16 protein-coding genes are annotated in these 18,639 nt (G+C 69.1%); 7 read left to right on the forward strand and 9 right to left on the reverse strand.

Annotation, left to right across the window (positions count from 1 at the left end; all coding sequences use genetic code 11):
- Positions 1-39: 39 nt before the first annotated feature.
- The 3 genes from BAMB_RS08335 to BAMB_RS08345 form a co-directional block, all read right to left on the reverse strand.
- Positions 40-1,032, reverse strand: coding sequence for a sugar kinase (locus tag BAMB_RS08335; RefSeq protein ID WP_011656936.1), 993 nt, complete (start codon positions 1,030-1,032; stop codon positions 40-42).
- Positions 1,033-1,060: 28 nt separating this feature from the next.
- Positions 1,061-1,825 (reverse strand): sugar phosphate isomerase/epimerase family protein, encoded by a 765-nt coding sequence (locus BAMB_RS08340; protein ID WP_011656937.1) that lies wholly within the window; start codon positions 1,823-1,825, stop codon positions 1,061-1,063.
- A 164-nt stretch (positions 1,826-1,989) separates the two neighbouring features.
- The gene (locus tag BAMB_RS08345; protein ID WP_011656938.1) at positions 1,990-2,883 is read right to left on the reverse strand and encodes a LysR family transcriptional regulator; all 894 of its coding nucleotides are present in this window, start codon (positions 2,881-2,883) and stop codon (positions 1,990-1,992) included.
- Between the two features lie 113 nt (positions 2,884-2,996).
- Between BAMB_RS08345 and BAMB_RS08350 the strand changes: the two genes are divergently transcribed.
- Positions 2,997-4,073 (forward strand): YeiH family protein, encoded by a 1,077-nt coding sequence (locus tag BAMB_RS08350; protein WP_011656939.1) that lies wholly within the window; start codon positions 2,997-2,999, stop codon positions 4,071-4,073.
- 115 nt (positions 4,074-4,188) lie between these two features.
- Entirely contained in the window at positions 4,189-5,922 is a 1,734-nt protein-coding gene (locus BAMB_RS08355; protein ID WP_041491179.1) for a ClcB-like voltage-gated chloride channel protein, read from the forward strand.
- Between the two features lie 61 nt (positions 5,923-5,983).
- Here BAMB_RS08355 and BAMB_RS08360 read toward each other — a convergent pair whose 3' ends face one another.
- Positions 5,984-6,604: a TetR/AcrR family transcriptional regulator gene (locus tag BAMB_RS08360; protein WP_011656941.1), complete on the reverse strand. Its 621-nt coding sequence runs from the start codon at positions 6,602-6,604 to the stop codon at positions 5,984-5,986.
- Between the two features lie 191 nt (positions 6,605-6,795).
- Between BAMB_RS08360 and BAMB_RS08365 the strand changes: the two genes are divergently transcribed.
- From BAMB_RS08365 to BAMB_RS08380, 4 genes are all read left to right on the forward strand, one after another.
- Complete coding sequence (locus tag BAMB_RS08365; RefSeq protein WP_011656942.1) at positions 6,796-7,905, forward strand: efflux RND transporter periplasmic adaptor subunit; 1,110 nt, start codon at positions 6,796-6,798, stop codon at positions 7,903-7,905.
- Positions 7,902-11,045 carry an efflux RND transporter permease subunit gene (locus tag BAMB_RS08370; RefSeq protein ID WP_011656943.1) on the forward strand — a complete coding sequence of 1,048 codons (3,144 nt, stop codon included), beginning with the start codon at positions 7,902-7,904 and terminating at the stop codon, positions 11,043-11,045. The genes BAMB_RS08365 and BAMB_RS08370 overlap by 4 nt, the downstream gene beginning before the upstream one ends.
- Before the next feature lie 2 nt (positions 11,046-11,047).
- On the forward strand, positions 11,048-12,658 hold the full coding sequence (locus BAMB_RS08375) for an efflux transporter outer membrane subunit (RefSeq protein ID WP_011656944.1): 1,611 nt from the start codon (positions 11,048-11,050) through the stop codon (positions 12,656-12,658).
- Positions 12,659-12,782: 124 nt separating this feature from the next.
- The gene (locus BAMB_RS08380) at positions 12,783-13,814 is read left to right on the forward strand and encodes a MerR family transcriptional regulator (protein WP_011656945.1); all 1,032 of its coding nucleotides are present in this window, start codon (positions 12,783-12,785) and stop codon (positions 13,812-13,814) included.
- 57 nt (positions 13,815-13,871) lie between these two features.
- Here the strand turns inward: BAMB_RS08380 and BAMB_RS08385 are convergent, their stop codons facing one another.
- The 5 genes from BAMB_RS08385 to BAMB_RS08405 form a co-directional block, all read right to left on the reverse strand.
- Positions 13,872-14,579, reverse strand: a complete 708-nt coding sequence (locus tag BAMB_RS08385) for a hypothetical protein (RefSeq protein WP_011656946.1) — start codon at positions 14,577-14,579, stop codon at positions 13,872-13,874.
- Positions 14,554-14,778, reverse strand: a complete 225-nt coding sequence (locus tag BAMB_RS08390) for a helix-turn-helix domain-containing protein (protein WP_011656947.1) — start codon at positions 14,776-14,778, stop codon at positions 14,554-14,556. The genes BAMB_RS08385 and BAMB_RS08390 overlap by 26 nt, the downstream gene beginning before the upstream one ends.
- 8 nt (positions 14,779-14,786) lie before the next feature.
- Complete coding sequence (locus BAMB_RS08395) at positions 14,787-15,347, reverse strand: DUF2975 domain-containing protein (protein ID WP_011656948.1); 561 nt, start codon at positions 15,345-15,347, stop codon at positions 14,787-14,789.
- A 158-nt stretch (positions 15,348-15,505) separates the two neighbouring features.
- Positions 15,506-16,033 carry a M949_RS01915 family surface polysaccharide biosynthesis protein gene (locus tag BAMB_RS08400; RefSeq protein ID WP_041491356.1) on the reverse strand — a complete coding sequence of 176 codons (528 nt, stop codon included), beginning with the start codon at positions 16,031-16,033 and terminating at the stop codon, positions 15,506-15,508.
- A 72-nt stretch (positions 16,034-16,105) separates the two neighbouring features.
- Positions 16,106-17,503: a sigma-54 interaction domain-containing protein gene (locus BAMB_RS08405; RefSeq protein ID WP_011656950.1), complete on the reverse strand. Its 1,398-nt coding sequence runs from the start codon at positions 17,501-17,503 to the stop codon at positions 16,106-16,108.
- Positions 17,504-17,767: 264 nt separating this feature from the next.
- Here BAMB_RS08405 and BAMB_RS08410 point away from each other — a divergent pair, with 264 nt between their 5' ends.
- Entirely contained in the window at positions 17,768-18,637 is an 870-nt protein-coding gene (locus BAMB_RS08410; RefSeq protein WP_011656951.1) for an MBL fold metallo-hydrolase, read from the forward strand.
- The last annotated feature ends 2 nt before the right edge of the window (positions 18,638-18,639 follow it).

The following is an 18,639-nucleotide window of genomic DNA, read 5'->3' on the forward strand; positions in this document are numbered from 1 at the left end:
GCACGAAATGGGTCCGCGGATTGTGCCGTGTCCGGCCTCTCATTGCGCGGTGACGGTTTCCTCTAAGCGATCGGCGCGATTGCTGACGTTTTCGAGCTGATCGAGTGCCGCACGGGTCGGCAGGCCTTCCGAATCGCCGATCACCTGGATCGCGAGCGCCCCGATGCGGTTGCCGCGCGCGACCGCCTGCTCGACGGAGCGCCCTTCCAGCAGCGCGCTGACCACGCCGACCGCGAAGCCGTCGCCGGCGCCGACCGTGTCGACCACCTTCGCGACACGCTCGCCCGCCACCGTGCCCGCGCGGCCGTCGGCCGTGCGGAAATACGCGCCTTCGGGGCCCAGCTTGATCACCACGCCGCGCGCGCCGCGTGCCAGATAGAAGCCCGCGATGTCGGCCGGCGTGTCGTGCCCGGTGAGCTGCCGCCCTTCGGCGAGCCCCGGCAGCACCCAGTCCGCGAGCGTCGCGAGCGCGTTCAGCGTCTTCGCCATCACGTCGGTGGACGGCCACAGGCTCGGGCGCAGGTTCGGGTCGAACGAGATCGTCTTGCCGGCCGTGCGCATCTCGCGCGCCAGTTGGAACGCGAGCTCGCACGAGGTCGCGGAGATCGCCGGCGCGACGCCCGTCAGGTGCAGGTGCCGTGCGCCGAGCACGTAATCGGCGACGTAGTCGTCGCACGACAGGTGGCTCGCGGCCGAGCCCTTGCGGAAATATTCGACGGTCGGGTCGCTGCCGTCGTCGTTGCGCGACTTCAGCTGGAAGCCGGTCGGATAGCGCGGATCGACGGTCACGCACGACGCGTCGATGCCTTCGCGCGCGAGCGTGTCGAGCACGTAGGTGCCGAACGAATCACGGCCGACCCGGCTCATCCAGCCGACCCGGAAGCCGAGCCGCGACAGGCCGATCGCGACGTTCAGGTCCGCGCCCGCGATCCGCTTCGTGAATTGCGCGGCGTGCGCGAGGTGGCACGGCTCGGCGGCGACGAACATCGCCATCGCTTCGCCGTAGGTCACGACATCGAGTGCTGCTTTCATGAGTGCATTCCTCCGTATCCTTCCGGCGTCACGCGGCGGCGAGCCACGCGACGCGCCGCCCGGCATCGCCCGCCAGGTCGGCCGCATCGAACGGGAACTCGATGCCGCGCGGCACCGCTTGCGGCAGCGCCGCGAGCACGCCCGTGACGAGCGGATCGCCCGGCGCGGGCGCCACCGCGAAGCGGCGCGCGCCGTCGCCCACGACGGCCTTGCAATGAATGTATTCCACATGCGGCGCGAGCGCGTGCGCGCACGCGAGCGGCGCTTCGCCCGGCCACTGCCAGTTGCCGATGTCGAACGTCATGCCGAGTGCATCCGGCGTGCCGGCCTCGGCGAGCGCATCGAACAGCCCGCGAAACTGCGCGAGCGCACCGCCGATCGGCAACTGGCCGTTCTCGACTACCACGCGGGCACGCGCACCGCGCGACAGCGCGACGATTTCCGCCGCATGCGCGTCGCCGGCAAAGCCGCCGAGCTGGAACTTGACGAAGCGCGCGCCGAGCGCATCGGCCTCCAGAAGCGTGTCGCGCAGCGCGTCGGCGTCGAGCGCGCCGGCTTCCGTGTACAACGTGGCCGGCGTCGAATAGACCGACCACAGCCCGTGTGCGGAGAGTGCCGTGCCGAGTTCGGCCAGCGTGGCGGGCGTCGCGTCGTCGTCGGATGCGAACAGCTCGCGGCGCACCTCGAAGCCGGTCGCGCCGGATGCCGCCGCGGTCGCGAGAAATGCCCGGTGGCCCTCCTGGCGCACGCGGTCCATCCCGAATGCGCTCGCCACGATCACGATGTCTGCCATTTCTGCCCTTTTTTTACCGGAATGGAACCGGTTCCATTTGCTTGAGACGGATGGTGCGCTTCGCTGCGGGTGCACACCATAGAGGAAATCCCTAAGGCTGGCGGCCGCGCGAATCCGGTGGGCCGCGCAGCGGCGTCCGGCGTTGCCGGCAAGGGTTCGGCTGCTTATCCGACGTCGCGCGCGAGGCTCATGTCGAGGAACCGGGCGGCCACACGCGACGGCGCGGCGCCGTGCGGCACCAGGATCGAGAAATGGCGCGTGAGCGGCGCGGGGGCCAGCGAACGCGGCACGAGCGCCGCCTCCTCGTGACGCAGCGACATCGCGGACACGAACCCGACGCCCATCCCCGCGCGCACGGCCTCCTTCACGGCCTCGACGCCCGCGATCTCGAACGCGACGCGCATCGGCGCGCCGCCGTGCGCGAACGCGCGTTCGACGAGCTGCCGCACGCCGGAGCCCTCCTCGCGCAGCACGAGCGGATGCGCGGCGAGTGCGTCGAGCGTGACGCCGGCTTCGTACTCCGGCGCGGCGAGCGGATGGCCGGCCGGCACGACCGCGACGATCTCGTCCTCGTGCCATGCATGCACGGCGGTGCCGGGCGGCAGCGCCTCGCCGGGCGGCCCTTCGATCATCGCGATGTCGAGCGACGCGAGCGCGGCGACCACGTCGGCCGTGTTGCCGCTCATCGTCTGGATCGTTACCCGCGGCACGCGCGGCTGGAACGCCGCGATCAGGTACGGCAGCAGGTAGCTGGCCGGCGTCGTGCTCGCGCCGATCCGCAGCGTGCCGGCGTCGAGCCCGCGCACCGCGTCGCGAAACGCGCGCGCCTGCGCGAACGTGTCGCGCTGCGCCTTCGCGTACTCCGCGAGCTGTTCGCCGACCGGCGTCAGGCGGATGCCGCGCCCGTCGCGCTGGTACAGCAGCTCGCCGAACTCGTCCTGCAGCAGGCGTAGCTGGCCCGATACGGCCGGCTGCGACAGATGCAACGCCACGGCAGCACGGCTGATGTTCAGATGTTCGGCGACGGCCGCGAACGTTATCAGTTGATCCGGGGTCATGGGAGTGAATTATCGGCTTTCCGGATAGTTTACGTCACAAATCACAATTTTTCATATCGATATATCCAAATTAGGATTAAGCCATCGCAACCTGCTTCGCCACGGTGCCCTTCATGTCCACTGCTCCTGCCCCCCATCTCAGCCACGCCGCGCCGTCGATGCGCGGCCAGTTGAACGGCGTGCTGTTCGTCGCGCTGTTCGCCGCCGCCGTCACGAGCCTGTCGGAACTGCCGGCGATCGCCGGGCTCGGCCTGTCGCCACTGATCGTCGGGATCGTCGCCGGCGCGCTGTACGGCAACGCACTGCGCGACGGCATGCCCGCGAGCTGGGCGGCCGGCGTCAACTTTTCCGCGCGCAAGCTGCTGCGCATCGCGGTCGCGTTCTTCGGCTTGCGCGTGAGCCTGCAGGAAATCGCGCAGGTCGGCCTACCCGGCCTGACGGTATCGGTGCTGGTCGTCGTCAGCACGCTCGTGATCGGCACCTGGGTCGGCATGAAGGTGATGAAGCTCGATCGCGACGCGGCGCTGCTGACCGCCGCCGGCAGCGCGATCTGCGGCGCGGCCGCCGTGCTCGCGTTCGAGTCGACGCTGCAGTCGAAGCCGCACCAGAGCGCGATGGCCGTGGGCAGCGTGGTGCTGTTCGGCACGCTGTCGATGTTCCTCTACCCGCTCGCGTATCACGCCGGCCTGCTCGGCCTCGACCCGACCGGCCTCGGCCTGTTCTTCGGCGGCACGATCCACGAGGTTGCGCAGGTGGTCGGCGCGGCGAGCGACATCAGCCCGCAGGTCACGCACGTCGCGACCATCGTGAAGATGACCCGCGTGATGCTGCTGGTGCCGGTGCTGCTCACGCTCGGCTGGTGGCTCGCCCGCTCCGCCCGCTCGGCCAGCGCGAGCGCCGACGGCGCGCAAGGCAAACGCAAGGTGGCGGTGCCGTGGTTCGCGCTCGGTTTCCTCGGCTTCGTGATCGTCAATTCGCTGAACGTGCTGCCCGCCGATGTCACGCATACGCTGAACCTGCTCGACACCTTCGCGCTGACGATGGCGATGACCGCGCTCGGCATCGAGACCCGCGTGTCGCAGATCCGCGAAGCCGGCCCCCGCGCCCTGACCACCGGCCTGATCCTGTACGTCTGGCTGATCGCCGGCGGCTACGGGATCACCTGGGCCGTGCAGCGCTGCCTTGGCTGAGCCGCGCATCCACGCCGCGACACGCGCCGCGCCCGACGGGAAGGTCCCGCGGGCGCGGCGCAGTGCTATGCTTCGCGTCGTTTTCCTTCGTCCCCTTCATCAATCTCTTTCAGCCGTGCTCTCGTTCCTGCTGAAGCTGCGCACTCGCGCCCAGACGCTGTTCCGCCTGTCGGACGCCCATACGATGCTGATCTGGTCGGCCGTCGTCGGCGTCGGCGGCGCCTTCGCCACCATGACGTTCCGCGAAGGCATCGACCTGATGCAGCACCTGATCTCCGGGCACAGCGGCAGCTTCGTGCAGATGGCGAGAAGCCTGCCGTGGTACGTGCGCTTCTGGATGCCGGCCGCGGGCGGCTTCCTGGCCGGCTGCGTGCTGCTGCTCGCGACGCGCGGCGACAGCAAGGCCGCCAAGACCGACTACATGGAAGCCGTCGCGCTCGGCGACGGCGTCGTGCCGGTGCGCCAGAGCCTGTGGCGCAGCGTGTCGTCGCTGCTGACGATCGGCAGCGGCGGCTCGATCGGCCGCGAAGGCCCGATGGTGCAGCTCGCGGCGCTGGCCGCGTCGCTGGTCGGCCGCTTCGTGCACTTCGACCCGCCGCGCCTGCGCCTGCTCGTCGCATGCGGCGCGGCGGCCGGTATCACGTCCGCGTACAACGCGCCGATCGCCGGCGCGTTCTTCATCTCCGAAATCGTGCTCGGCACGATCGCGATGGAGAGCTTCGGGCCGATGGTCGTCGCGTCCGTGGTCGCGAACATCGTGATGCGGGAATTCGCCGGCTACCGGCCGCCGTACGAGATGCCGGTGTTCCCGGCCGTGACGGGCCCCGAGGTGCTGCTGTTCGTCGTGCTCGGCGCGCTGTGCGGCGTGCTCGCGCCGCAGTTCCTGCATCTGCTCGATGCGTCGAAGAACCAGTTCAAGCGGCTGCCCGTGCCGCTGCCGGTGCGGCTCGCGCTCGGCGGCCTCGTGGTCGGCGTGATCTCGGTGTGGATTCCGGACGTGTGGGGCAACGGCTACAGCGTCGTGAACCAGATCCTGCATTCGCCGTGGACCTGGCAGGCGCTCGTCGCGGTGCTGGTGTTCAAGGTGATCGCGACCGCCGCGACGGCCGGCTCGGGCGCGGTCGGCGGCGTGTTCACGCCGACGCTGTTCGTCGGCGCCGTGTTCGGCTCGCTGTTCGGCCTCGCGATGAACGCGCTGTGGCCCGGCCACACGTCCGCGTACTTCGCGTATGCGATGGTCGGGATGGGCGCGTTCATGGCCGGCGCCACGCAGGCGCCGCTCATGGCGATCCTGATGATCTTCGAGATGACGCTGAGCTACCAGGTCGTGCTGCCGCTCCTGGTGTCGTGCGTGTTCGCGTATTTCGTCGCGCGCGCGACCGGCACGACGTCGATGTACGAGATCACGCTGCGCCACCACCAGGACGCGCAGGAACGGCTGCGGCTGCGCACCACGCAGATGCGCGAACTGATCCAGCCCGCGCAGACGGTCGTGCCGCTCGCCGCGAGCGTCGCCGACATGACGCGCGTATTTCTCGAATATCCGGTGAAGTATCTGTACGTGACCGACGACGCCGGGCGCTTTCGCGGCGCGGTCGCATTGAAGGACATCACGTCCGACCTGCTCGACAAGCGCGACACGACCGACAAGACGGCCGCGCACTACGCGCACACGCCGTTTCCGCTGCTCACGCCCGACATGCCGCTCGCGACCGCGCTCGAACGCTTCATGGCGTTCCAGGGCGAACGACTGCCGGTGATCGAAAGCGAAGCCGAGCCGACGCTCGCGGGGGTCGTCTACAAGACGTCGCTGCTCGATGCGTACCGGCGGATGACCGGCGAGCGTTGACGCATTAGGCGAGCCGCGCCGCCGCATTCCTGGTCGGCCGTGCCGCCCGCCGCCTGAGCGTTCAGCCCGGCTCGCGACCCAGCACGACCCGTGCGAAGAACCCCGCCAGCACCGCTTCGGCCGCGTCGGCCGACACGTGCTGCGGATCGGCTGTGTAATACGACTGCACGCCGTCGCACAGGCACATCAGCCCGAAGGCGAGCGTGTCCGCCGGCAGCAGCAGCGGCGTGCCCGCGCGCTCGGCGAAGCGCTGGATGAACTCGGCCATCTGCAGCCGCTTGCCGTGCAGGAACTGGTTGAAGCGCACGCGAAACTTCGCGTCGCGCGCCGCCTGCAGCTTCGCCTCGCCCCACAGCAGCGAATACTCGTCGTCGCGAAACAGCGTGCTGTAGTACGCGAGCGCCGTCGACTCCATCTGCTCGCGCGGCCCGCCCTCCTCGAAGATCGCCTCGAAATCGGCCCGCACCGAGTCATGGTCGCGCTCGAGCAGCTCGAGCAGCAGGTCCGACTTGCTGCGGAAGTTCGAGTAGAACGCGCCGCGCGTATAGCCGGCGGCCGCCGCGATGTCCTCGACGCTCGCGGCAACATAGCCTTTCTTCAGAAAAATCCGGTGCGCGGCTTTCAGCAGACGTTCGCGCGTCTGGTCCCGGCTCTGCTCGCGAGTTAAGCGCTGTGGTTTCATGGCGCGCAGTCTAGCATCAACCCCCTTTCGGATTCATCTTTGCATTCAGATACAGGTGTGTATTAGAATTCGCCGCAGTTTCCGAACGACTTCGTTCGGCACTGTCCGTGCGCGCCCACCCGGCGCCACTCGGGGCAAGCGCCCATCGCGCTTGCCGGCTTCGTTCCGCTCTCACCTGATCTGGGGGTTTCGTGAATCGCTCCGGTTCCCGCGCCGTGCTGCTGATCGGCACCGCGCTCGTCCTTGCCGCCTGTCATCCGAAGGAAGCCGCGCCGCCCGCGCCGCGCCCGGTCGTCGCGCTGCCCGTGCACGCCGACGGCGCCGCGGTCGCGACCACGCTGCCCGGCGAGATCCAGCCCCGTTATGCGACGCCGCTGTCGTTCCGCATCGCCGGCAAGATCATCGAGCGCAAGGTGCGGCTCGGCGATACGGTCAAGGCCGGCCAGGTCGTCGCGCTGCTCGATCCGTCCGACGTCGAGAAGAACGCCGCGAGTGCGCAGGCGCAATTCGATGCCGCGACGCACAGCCTCGCGTTCGCGAAGCAGCAGCTCGAGCGCGACCGCGCACAGGCGCGCGAGAACCTGATCGCGACCGCGCAGCTCGAACAGACCCAGAACAGCTACACGTCGGCGCTCGCGCAGCGCGACCAGGCGCAGCAGCAGCTCGCGCTCGCGAAGAACCAGCTCCGCTATGCGACGCTCGTCGCCGATCACGCGGGCACCATCACCGCGGAACAGGCCGACACCGGCCAGAACGTCTCGGCCGGCCAGGCCGTCTACCAGCTCGCGTGGTCGGGCGACGTCGACGTCGTCAGCGACGTGCCCGAGGCCGCGCTCGCGTCGCTCACGCCCGGCCATGCGGCGAGCGTCACGCTGCCGTCGCTGCCCGGCCGCCAGTTCGCCGCGAAGGTGCGCGAGATCGCGCCGGCCGCCGATCCGCAGAGCCGCACCTATCGCGTGAAGCTCACGCTCGCCGCGCCCGATCCGGCCGTCCGCCTCGGGATGACCACGAACGTCGCGTTCGACGGCGCACCGGTTGCCGGCAACGCGCCGAGCATCACGCTGCCCGCGACCGCGCTGTTCCACGACGGCCCGCAGCCGGCCGTGTGGGTCGTGCGCACCAAGGACGACACGCTCGAGTTGCGCCGCGTCGACGTCGCACGCTTCAACGAACGCACCGTCACCGTGTCGCACGGGCTGCAGCCTGGCGAACGCGTCGTGCTGCAGGGCGTGCACACGGTCAGCGCGGGCGAGAAGGTGCGGCCGGTCGCGCCGCTGCACCCGCAGGACTTCGCGTCATGAGCGGCCCCCGCGAAGAAGGCCGCTTCAACCTGTCGGCATGGGCGCTGCGCCACCAGGCGCTGGTCGTCTACCTGATCGCGCTCGCGACGCTCGCGGGCATCCTCGCGTACACGCGGCTCGCGCAATCCGAGGATCCGCCGTTCACGTTCCGCGTGATGGTGATCCGCACGTTCTGGCCCGGCGCGAGCGCGCGGCAGGTGCAGGAACAGGTGACCGACCGGATCGGCCGCAAGCTGCAGGAAACGCCGGCCATCGACTTCCTGCGCAGCTATTCGCGGCCCGGCGAATCGCTGATCTTCTTCACGATGAAGGACGCGGCGCCCGTGAAGGACGTGCCCGAGACCTGGTACCAGATCCGCAAGAAGGTCGGCGACATCGGCTATACGCTGCCGCCCGGCGTGCAGGGCCCGTTCTTCAACGACGAGTTCGGCGACGTCTACACCAACATCTGGACGCTCGAAGGCGACGGCTTCACGCCCGCGCAGCTCCACGACTATGCGGACCAGCTGCGCACCGTGCTGTTGCGCGTGCCGGGCGTCGGCAAGGTCGACTACTTCGGCGACCCCGACCAGCGGATCTTCATCGAGGCCGACAACACGCAGCTCACGCGCCTCGGCATCTCGCCGCAGCAGCTCGGACAGGCCATCAACGCGCAGAACGACATCTCGTCGGCCGGCGTGCTGACGACCGCCGACGATCGCGTGTTCGTGCGGCCGAGCGGCCAGTTCGACAACGTCGCGGCGATCGCCGACACGCTGATCCGGATCAACGGCCGCACGTTCCGGCTCGGCGATCTCGCGACGGTGAAGCGCGGCTATGACGATCCGGTCGTCACGCAGATGCGCGCAAACGGCCATGCCGTGCTCGGCATCGGCGTGACGATGCAGCCGGGCGGCGACGTGATCCGGCTCGGCAACGCGCTCGATGCGGAATCGAAGGACCTGCAGGCGCAGCTGCCGGCGGGCCTCAAGCTGACGCTGGTGTCGAGCATGCCGCACGCGGTCGCGCATTCGGTCGACGATTTCCTGGAAGCCGTCGCCGAAGCCGTCGCGATCGTGCTGGTCGTGAGCCTCGTGTCGCTCGGCCTGCGCACCGGGATGGTCGTCGTGATCTCGATTCCGGTCGTGCTCGCCGTGACCGCCCTGTTCATGTACCTGTTCGACATCGGGCTGCACAAGGTGTCGCTCGGCACGCTGGTGCTCGCGCTCGGGCTGCTCGTCGACGACGCGATCATCGCGGTCGAGATGATGGCCGTGAAGCTCGAGCAGGGCTACAGCCGCGCGCGCGCCGCCGCGTTCGCGTACACGAGCACCGCGTTCCCGATGCTGACGGGCACGCTCGTCACGGTGTCGGGCTTCCTGCCGATCGCACTCGCGAAGTCGAGCACCGGCGAGTACACGCGCTCGATCTTCGAGGTGTCGGCGATCGCGCTGATCGCGTCGTGGTTCGCGGCCGTCGTGCTGATCCCGCTGCTCGGCTATCACCTGCTGCCCGAGCGCAAGAAGCACGCGCACGAAGCCCACCTGCCGGACGATCACGAGCACGACATCTACGACACGCGTTTCTACCAGCGGCTGCGCGGCTGGGTCGACTGGTGCATCGAGCGGCGCTTCGTCGTGCTGCTGATCACCGGCGCGCTCTTCGTCGTCGCGCTGATGGGCTTCTCGCTCGTGCCGCAGCAGTTCTTCCCGAGCTCGGATCGCCCCGAGCTGCTCGTGGACGTGCGATTGCCCGAAGGCGCGTCGTTCGCGGCGACGCTGCGCGAGACCGAGCGCCTCGAGAAAATACTCGACAAGCGGCCCGAGATCGATCATTCGGTGAACTTCGTCGGCAGCGGCGCGCCGCGCTTCTACCTGCCGCTCGACCAGCAGCTGCAGTTGCCGAACTTCGCGCAGTTCGTCGTCACCGCGAAATCGGTCAAGGATCGCGAGAAGCTCGCCGCCTGGCTCGAAACCACGCTGCGCGACCAGTTCCCGGCCGTGCGCTGGCGCCTGTCGCGGCTCGAGAACGGCCCGCCCGTCGGCTACCCCGTGCAGTTCCGCGTGAGCGGCGACGACATCGCGACGGTGCGATCGATCGCCGAGAAGGTCGCGGCGACGATGCGCGGCGACGCGCGCACGGTGAACGTGCAGTTCGACTGGGACGAGCCGGCCGAGCGCTCGGTGCGCTTCGAGCTGGACCAGAAGAAGGCGCGCGAGCTGAACGTGACGTCGCAGGACGTGTCGAGCTTCCTCGCGATGACGCTGTCGGGCACGACCGTCACCCAGTATCGCGAACGCGACAAGCTGATCGCGGTCGACCTGCGCGCACCGCGTGCGGACCGTGTCGACCCGGCGAAGCTCGCGGGCCTCGCGCTGCCGACGCCGAACGGCCCCGTGCCGCTCGGCTCGCTCGGCCGCTTCACGCCGGCACTCGAATACGGCGTGGTGTGGGAGCGCGACCGCCAGCCGACGATCACCGTGCAGTCCGACGTACGCGCCGGCGCCCAGGGCATCGACGTCACGCATACGATCGACGGCAAGCTGAATGCGTTGCGCACGCAACTGCCGGTCGGCTACCAGATCAACATCGGCGGGTCGGTCGAGGAAAGCGCGAAAGCGCAGAAGTCGATCAATGCGCAGATGCCGCTGATGGCGATCGCGGTGTTCACACTGCTGATGATCCAGCTGCAGAGCTTCTCGCGCGTGCTGATGGTCGTGCTGACCGCGCCGCTCGGGCTGATCGGCGTGGTCGGCACGCTGCTGCTGTTCGGCCAGCCGTTCGGCTTCGTCGCGATGCTCGGCGTGATCGCGATGTTCGGGATCATCATGCGCAACTCGGTGATTCTGGTCGACCAGATCGAGCAGGACATCGCGGCCGGCCACGGACGCCTCGACGCAATCGTCGGCGCGACCGTGCGGCGCTTCCGTCCGATCACGCTGACGGCCGCGGCCGCCGTGCTCGCGCTGATCCCGCTGTTGCGCTCGAACTTCTTCGGGCCGATGGCGACCGCGCTGATGGGCGGGATCACGAGCGCGACCGTGCTGACGCTGTTCTACCTGCCCGCGCTGTACGCCGCGTGGTTCCGCGTGAAGCGCGACGAACGCGACCCGCACGAACCGCCGCACGACGGCACACCTGCCGCGCCGTCGGGAGCCTGACCATGGAACTGTCGATGAACCTGAAAACCAAGGCCGCGCGAGCGCTCGCGGCCGCGAGCCTCGCCGGGCCGCTGGCCGGCTGCGCATGGTTCGCGCCGAGCGGCGAGCCGCCCGCGATGCCGTCGCCCGCGCATTACGGCGCGACGCCGCAATCGCAGCAGACCGTCGCCGCGCAAGGCGTCGCGCAGCAGTTCGAGGTCGGCGCGCAGCCGGTACCAGACTGGTGGACGCAGTACCGTTCCGATGCGCTGAACGCGCTCGTCGACGAAGGGCTGCGCAACAGCCCGACGCTCGGCGCGGCGTCGCATTCGCTGGATGCCGCGCGCGAGCAGCTGCGCGGGCAGATCGGCAGCTCGATGCTGCCGTCGATCGACGCGGGCGCCCAGGCCACGCGCCAGCGCGCGCTCGGCGTGCCGATTCCCGCCCTCGGCGCGCCGACGCTGCTGTACGACACGTTCGTCGGGCAATTGCAGGCGAGCTACACGATCGACCTGTTCGGCGTGTCGCGCTTCGCGAATCGCGCGCTCGCGAAACGCGTCGACGTCAGTGCGTTCCAGCTCGAATCCGCCCGGCGCGCGCTGGCCGCGAACATCGTCACCACGTCGATCACCGTGGCGGTGCTCAATGCGCAGATCGAGACGACCGAGCGGCTCGTCGCGCTCGCGAACGATCAGGCGCACGACGCCGAACGCCGCCATGCGCTCGGTTCGGCGTCGCGCAGCGACGCGCTGAGTGCGCGGCAAAGCGCCGACACGTTCGCGGCGAGCCTGCCCGCATTGCGCCAGCAACGCGACTCGGCCCGCCATGCGCTCGCGGTGCTGGTCGGCCGCACGCCCGACCGGCCGCCGGCCGATCTCGCGCTCGCCGATCTGCACTTGCCGGAGCAGGTGCCCGTCGTCGTGCCGTCGGATCTGCTGCAAAGCCGCCCGGACATCCAGGCCGCCGACGCCGGGCTGAAGGCGGCCGCGGCCGAAGTGGGCCTCGCGACCGCGCAGATGTTTCCGCAGTTGTCGCTGTCGGCGGCGATGGGCAAAGGCGGCTTCAGCTGGCCGACGATGCTGTCGGGCGCCGGTTCGATCTGGAACGTCGGCGCGTCGCTGAGCCAGCCGATCTTCCACGGCGGTGCGCTGCTCGCCCAGCGTCGGGCGGCGAAGGCGACCTACGAGGCCGCGGTCGATCAGTACAAGCAGGCCGTGCTCGGCGCATTCCAGAACGTCGCCGATTCGCTCGCGGCGCTCGAGCACGATGCTGAGGCGCTCGACGCGTCGTCGCACGCCGCGCTTTCCGCGCGCGGCGCGTACGACGACGCGGCCGCCCGCGTGCGGCTCGGCGCGCTGCCGCCGTCGGCCGCGCGCGCGAGCGAACTGCAGTACCGCAATGCGCGGCTCGACGAGCTTCGCGCGACCGGCGCACGGTTCGCGGATACCGCACGGCTTTACCAGGCGATGGGCACGCCGCCGGTCGACGGCGCGGGCGTCGGCGTCGGCAAGGCCGTGAAAACCGACCAAGCCGGCAATCCCGGCAACGCGGCTCACGACGCCCCCGCCACCCAGGCGCGCACGGCCGCGCCCGATGCGCCGCCGTCACCACCTTCGCCGCCGTCCCCCCAATAACGCGCGGTTTCCTTCAGGCGCACGGCGCGCGGGGCCATCCCGCGCGCCGATCCGCGATCTTCCGCTTGACCCTCACGTAGCGTAACGTTCGAGACTCCAGTGTGCGCACCGAACGGAGGAACGAATGCGACTGAAAGTGGGAGAACTGGCGAAACGCAGCGGGCTGACCGTCCGCACGCTTCATCACTATCACGCGATCGGTCTGCTGACGCCTTCGGCGCGCGCCGACAACGGCTACCGGCTGTACGACCGCCACGACATCGCCCGGCTCCACCAGATCCAGGCGTTGCGTCGCTTCGGACTGTCGCTCGCCGAAATCGGCGACCACCTGAACCAGCCCGGCACCACCCCGCTCGTCGATCTCATCTCGAAGCAGATCGCGCTGCTCGACCGTCAGCTCGCGCAGACCGCGCAGCTCCGCGAGCGCCTCGTGAGCCTGCACGCGCAGCTCGCGGCGGGCACGGAGCCGGAACTGGCCGATTGGCTCACCACACTGGAGTTGATGACCGTGTACGACAAATATTTTTCCGAGGAAGAACTCGCGCGCATGCCGATGTACCAGAAGAGCCAGGCGGGCGACGCGGAATGGATTTCGCTCATCGGCGAGGTCCGTGCGCTGCACGACGCGGGCGTGCCGCCCGAGGACGAGCGCGTGCGTGCGCTCGCCGCGCGCTGGATGGCGCTGCTCGTGCGCGACACGAACAACGACCCGCGGCTGCTCGCGAAGCTGAACCTGATGCACGAACGGGAACCGGCGATGCAGTCGAAGATCGGCATTTCGACCGCGCTGCGCGACTATGTGCTGCGCGCGACGGCGGAGACGAAAATGCGCATTTTCGAGAAGTATCTCGCGCCGGACGAGATCCGCTTCATGCGGGCGCACTACGGCGAACGCGCGATGGAATGGCCGCAACTGATGGCCGACGTGCGCGACGCGATCGACGCGGGCGCGACGCCCGATTCGCCGCAAGGCCGCGCGCTCGCGCAGCGCTGGCTCGATCTGTTCTGCAGCTACGCGGGCCACGATCCGGCCACGCACGCCAAGTTTCGCCACGCGCTGATGAACGAGCCGGCGCTGACGAAGGATTCGTGGACCGACGACACGCTGCTCGGTTTCGTGCGCGACGCGATGGCGCAGCTTGCGCCTGCGCGCTGAGCGTGTTGAGCGCATGAAGGTGCGGGCGGCACGCGGGTTTCCCGCATGCCGCCCGTTTCACCATTTGCAGCCGGTGTCGCGAACCGCATCCAGTGCGAGCATCGGCAATGCGAGCAGGCCCGCGCCCGAATAGGCGTGCCGGCAGTCGGCGCGACGGGCGTCCGACATGCCGTCGGCCAGCCTCGCGTCGACGGTGTCGCGGCTCGCCGCCGAGCCGCCGGACGACGCGCCCAATGCACCGACCGCCGCCTGCGCCGGACTGCGCGCCGCTGCATGCCGCGAGCCGATTGCATCCAGATCGCGACGCCAGTCGAGGTCTGGGCTGGATGCGGTCTCGGGATGATTTTCAAGTCGGTTTGCGATTGCGCCGGCAGGTGTCTCGCGTTGCCGATGCGAAACGCCCGCCACCTCCGAAGTCGACCGCATCGTCATGCGCGACGTTGCAACCGCGGCGGATCGTTTCGTCGATCGCACGGCGCGCTCGACTCCGCCCTCACCCACGATCGGGCCGGTTCGCCCGGCGTCACGCGCGCGCTCCGCGGGCGTGGGTTGCGCGGGGATCAGCTCGACACGCAGCGTGATCCGGGGCGGCGCCCCGGCTTTCAGGCCGGTAGCCGTCGATGCCTGTTGCAGCACGAACCATCCGAGCAGGTGAATCGATACGGAGACTGCGACGGCCAGCGCGACGATGCGCGGCCGACGGCACCCCACCGTCTCGACACGTCGCGGCGGCGATGTGTCAGTCCGGCTCGCCGACACCGTCATCGCTGAACGCGAGCAGGTCGCCGGGCTGGCAGTCGAGATAGCGGCAGATGGCTTCGAGCGTCGCGAAGCGGATGCCCTTGACCTTCCCTTGCTTGAGCAGCGACAGATTCTGTTCGGTGATGCCGACGGCCGCCGCGAGATCCTTCGAGCGGACCTTGCGCGTCGCGAGCATCACATCGAGCCTGACTACGATCGTCATCGCGCGCCTCAGACGAATTGCCGATGCTCGGCGTCGAGCTCGCTCGCCTGCCGGAGAATGTGCGCGATGACCGCGATGCACGCCGCGGTGAACAGCGCGACCACATACGGCAAGCTGAAGCCGATGGTGACCACATGATGGCCGACCGGTTCGCGCAGCGTCGCCCACATGCTCAGCAGCGGCTCGCACAACAGGCTCAGCAATACCCACAGGCCGATCGCACGGCCCGTCTGGCCGAGGTGGCCGGCCGCCTGCACGGAGAAATAGTCGCGGCGCGCGTAGGTGCGGAACAGCGCGCGCAGATGCCGCAGGCCGTTTGCGAGCGCAATCAGCGGCACGCTCGACAGCAGGATGCCGACGGCCTTCTGCCACCACGGGAAGGCGGCGACGTCCACGCGCAGGTTCGAGATCACCGAATCGGTGAGGCCGAACACGAGGCCGGGCCCGGAGGCCCCGTTCAGCGACGGAAACGCCCAGCACGCGGCGTTGAGCACCAGCATGCCGACGATGAACCCCAGCGTGACGGTAGCCATCTGCTGGCTGATACGGGCAATGCGATCGGAATGCATGTGAAGTCCTCGACGTCGAATGAACGAGCGTCGATTGTACGTCGATAGTTATCGTAAAACGATAATTAATTGTCGTTCAATTGTGATTTCTTATTGTGCAGCATGCTCGGCTGGTGTCGGCCGCCCGCCCGTATCGCCCACAACGGCCCGGCGGCCGCCTACTCGTAGTCGCGCACGCTGATCCCGCGCCAGTGCTTCGTCATGTAGCGGAGGAACACGGGCTGGGCCTTCAGGTCCGCATTCGGCACGGGCGCCGCGCCGCCGTCCATGAACTTGCCCTTGACCGTGACGGTTTCCTCGCCGCGCAACACGTATTTCGTGCCGGCGTCGATCAGGAAGTACTTGACCTGGTCGGCGCTGACGTCGCCGCGGCAGCCGATCCTGTAGGCAAACAGGAACTGCTTGCGGCCATTGCCGAGCAGGTCGCGCATCTCGATCGATGCGGGCACGACGTCGAGGATCACATCGACCGTGCACGCCTTCACATAGTCGCGCACGGTCCAGTCGGGCCGGCCGTCGAGCGACGCCGACACCTTGAGCTCGACGTCATCGCCGGACGCGGTTCGGGCCAGCGTCACCGCATGCGCGCCGGCCGCATCGGTCCACGTGTAGTCGGCGGCCCGGGCCGGATTGGCCAGCGCTGCGACTGCAAGCAACAGGCAACGCGAAAGGAAAGGTCTTTTCATCGGCGATGGCAGTGGAATCGAACGCGCCATTATCGACAAAGCCGCGCGCCGCCACCAGCCATGCCCCACCGTTCAGCGCTCGCGCGAGCCGAGGCCGAGCGCCTTCATCCGCCGGTACAGCGTCCGTTCGCTCATCCCGACGTGCTCGGCCAGCGCCTTGCGCGTGCCGTCGAACGTGCGCGCGATGCGCACGAGCTCCGCGTCCGACAGGCCGCGCGCGTCCGCGTCACGCTCCTGCGGCGCCGCTGCCGCCGCGACGAGTTCGGCCGGCAGGTGCTCGACCCGGATCGTGCCGTCGTCCGCGAACAGGCACGCGCGTTCGAGCACGTTGCGCAGCTCGCGGATGTTGCCGGGCCATGCATACGCATCGAGGCACGCGCGGGCGCGCTCGGTCAGCACAAATGGCCGGGCCGCGAACGGCCGCGCACTCGCGTCGCCCGCGTTGCCGCGCGCGTTCGCGATGCGCCGCAGGATCGATTCGGCCAGCAGCGCGACGTCGCCCTGCCGTTCGCGCAGCGCCGGCAGCGGAATCGGAAACGCGTTGATCCGGTAGTACAGGTCCTGCCGGAACCGGCCGTCGTCGATCATCTCGCGCAGCGGCTTGTGCGTAGCCGCGACGAGCCGGAAATCCGCGCGCAGCGCCTCGACGCCACCGACGCGCCGGAACGTCCCCGACTCGATCAGCCGTAGCAGTTTCACCTGCATCGGCAGCGGCACGTCGCCGATTTCATCGAGAAACAGCGTGCCGCCCTGCGCGGTCTCGACGAGGCCCGGCTTGCGCTGGTTCGCGCCGGTAAACGCGCCCTTCTCGTAGCCGAACAGTTCGCTCTCGAACAGCGTCTCGGCGATGCCCGAACAATCGACGACCACGAACGGCCCCATCGCGCGCGCGCTCGCCTCGTGCAGCGCCCGCGCGAACAATTCCTTGCCGGTACCCGATTCACCGAGCAGCAGCACGGGCAGCATCGACGGTGCGACGCGCTGCAGCGCGCCGAGCGCCGCATTGAATGCGTCGGCGCCGCCGACGAGCCCTTCCGCGCTGGGCTGCGCGGACGCGCTGCGCACCGTCGTCAGCCGCTCGACGTACGCGATCACGTCGCCGCGCGCGTCGAAGATCGGCCGCAATTCCACGTCGACGTGCTCGGGGCCGCGCGGCGTATGGTGAATGTGCAGCACGCGGTTCAGGCTGCGCGACTCGAGCGCCTGCTTCATCGGGCAATGCTCGCCGGCCTGGTCGCACGGCACGTCGTAGTGATGCGACACCTGGAAGCAGTGCCGCCCGACGTGCTCGACGCCCGCCACGCCGAACTGGCGCCGGTACGCATCGTTCGCCGCGAGGATGCGGTAGTCGGGATCGAGGACGATCATCGGCTGAGGATCCTGTTCCAGATATGCGACGAGCGCGCGCACGTCGGGCATGACGGTGCGCGACGGCGCGGGAACGATCGGAATGGTGTCGTGCGGATTCATGGGGAGACGAGAGAACGGATCGCCGGACGAACTGCCAGGCGGACTGCCAATTCTGCCACGACACTGCCAGACATGGCAGTCCGCGCTGGTTGCCATTCGCCGACCGTGCCTGCGACGCATCGCGATCGCGCCGAAAATCCGAACCGAATCAAGTACCTGCCGGATCGACCCGCCTCGCGGCGCGGATTGGCACGCTTCTTGAACATGGGATTGCCGATTGCCTATGCAGAACCCGATCGAGGACATCCCGTGAGCCATGCCCCCATGCTGTCGGTCGAAGGCTTTTTCGACCCGGCGACCCACACCGTCAGCTATCTGCTGCTCGATACCGCGAGCCGCGCGTGCGCGCTGATCGACAGCGTGCTCGACTACGACCCGAAGTCCGGACGCACGCGCACCGCCAGCGCCGACCGGCTGATCGCCCGCGTCGCCGAACTCGGCGCGACCGTGCACTGGCTGCTGGAAACGCACGTGCACGCCGACCACCTGTCGGCCGCGCCGTACGTGAAGGCGCACGTCGGCGGCCGGATCGCGATCGGTTCGCACGTGCGCCGCGTGCAGCACGTGTTCGGCACGCTGTTCAACGCCGGCCCCGGCTTCGCGCAGGACGGCAGCCAGTTCGATCGCCTGCTCGACGACGGCGACACGCTCGCGCTCGGCGCGCTGACGATCCGCGCGCTGCATACGCCGGGCCATACACCCGCCTGCCTGACCTACTGCGTCGACGATGCGACGCAGCGCGCGGCATTCGTCGGCGACACGCTGTTCATGCCCGACTACGGCACCGCCCGCTGCGACTTCCCCGGCGGCGACGCACGCACGCTGTACCGCTCGATCGCACGGGTGCTGGGCCTGCCGCCCGACACGCGCCTGTACCTGTGCCACGACTACCAGCCGGGCGGCCGCGACGTGCAGTTCGTGACGACGGTCGCCGAGCAGCGCCGCGCGAACGTGCACGTGAAGGACGGCGTGACCGAAGACGATTTCGTCGCGATGCGCACCGCGCGCGACGCGACGCTCGACATGCCCGTGCTGATGCTGCCGTCCGTGCAGGTCAACATGCGCGCCGGCCACCTGCCCGAGCCCGAAAACAACGGCGTGCGCTACCTGAAGATCCCGCTCGACGCGATCTGAGC

Origin of the sequence: Burkholderia ambifaria AMMD (assembly GCF_000203915.1) — a bacterium.
Taxonomy (GTDB): domain Bacteria; phylum Pseudomonadota; class Gammaproteobacteria; order Burkholderiales; family Burkholderiaceae; genus Burkholderia; species Burkholderia ambifaria.

Coding starts and splice junctions, on each gene's coding strand:
- BAMB_RS08390 (WP_011656947.1), bottom strand. CDS start 14,778: ATGACGATCGTAGTCAGGCTCGATGTGATGCTCGCGACGCGCAAGGTC.
- BAMB_RS08335 (WP_011656936.1), bottom strand. CDS start 1,032: ATGAAAGCAGCACTCGATGTCGTGACCTACGGCGAAGCGATGGCGATG.
- BAMB_RS08385 (WP_011656946.1), bottom strand. CDS start 14,579: ATGACGGTGTCGGCGAGCCGGACTGACACATCGCCGCCGCGACGTGTC.
- BAMB_RS08345 (WP_011656938.1), bottom strand. CDS start 2,883: ATGACCCCGGATCAACTGATAACGTTCGCGGCCGTCGCCGAACATCTG.
- BAMB_RS08350 (WP_011656939.1), top strand. CDS start 2,997: ATGTCCACTGCTCCTGCCCCCCATCTCAGCCACGCCGCGCCGTCGATG.
- BAMB_RS08370 (WP_011656943.1), top strand. CDS start 7,902: ATGAGCGGCCCCCGCGAAGAAGGCCGCTTCAACCTGTCGGCATGGGCG.
- BAMB_RS08405 (WP_011656950.1), bottom strand. CDS start 17,503: ATGAATCCGCACGACACCATTCCGATCGTTCCCGCGCCGTCGCGCACC.
- BAMB_RS08360 (WP_011656941.1), bottom strand. CDS start 6,604: ATGAAACCACAGCGCTTAACTCGCGAGCAGAGCCGGGACCAGACGCGC.
- BAMB_RS08395 (WP_011656948.1), bottom strand. CDS start 15,347: ATGCATTCCGATCGCATTGCCCGTATCAGCCAGCAGATGGCTACCGTC.
- BAMB_RS08400 (WP_041491356.1), bottom strand. CDS start 16,033: ATGAAAAGACCTTTCCTTTCGCGTTGCCTGTTGCTTGCAGTCGCAGCG.
- BAMB_RS08380 (WP_011656945.1), top strand. CDS start 12,783: ATGCGACTGAAAGTGGGAGAACTGGCGAAACGCAGCGGGCTGACCGTC.
- BAMB_RS08410 (WP_011656951.1), top strand. CDS start 17,768: ATGCTGTCGGTCGAAGGCTTTTTCGACCCGGCGACCCACACCGTCAGC.
- BAMB_RS08340 (WP_011656937.1), bottom strand. CDS start 1,825: ATGGCAGACATCGTGATCGTGGCGAGCGCATTCGGGATGGACCGCGTG.
- BAMB_RS08375 (WP_011656944.1), top strand. CDS start 11,048: ATGGAACTGTCGATGAACCTGAAAACCAAGGCCGCGCGAGCGCTCGCG.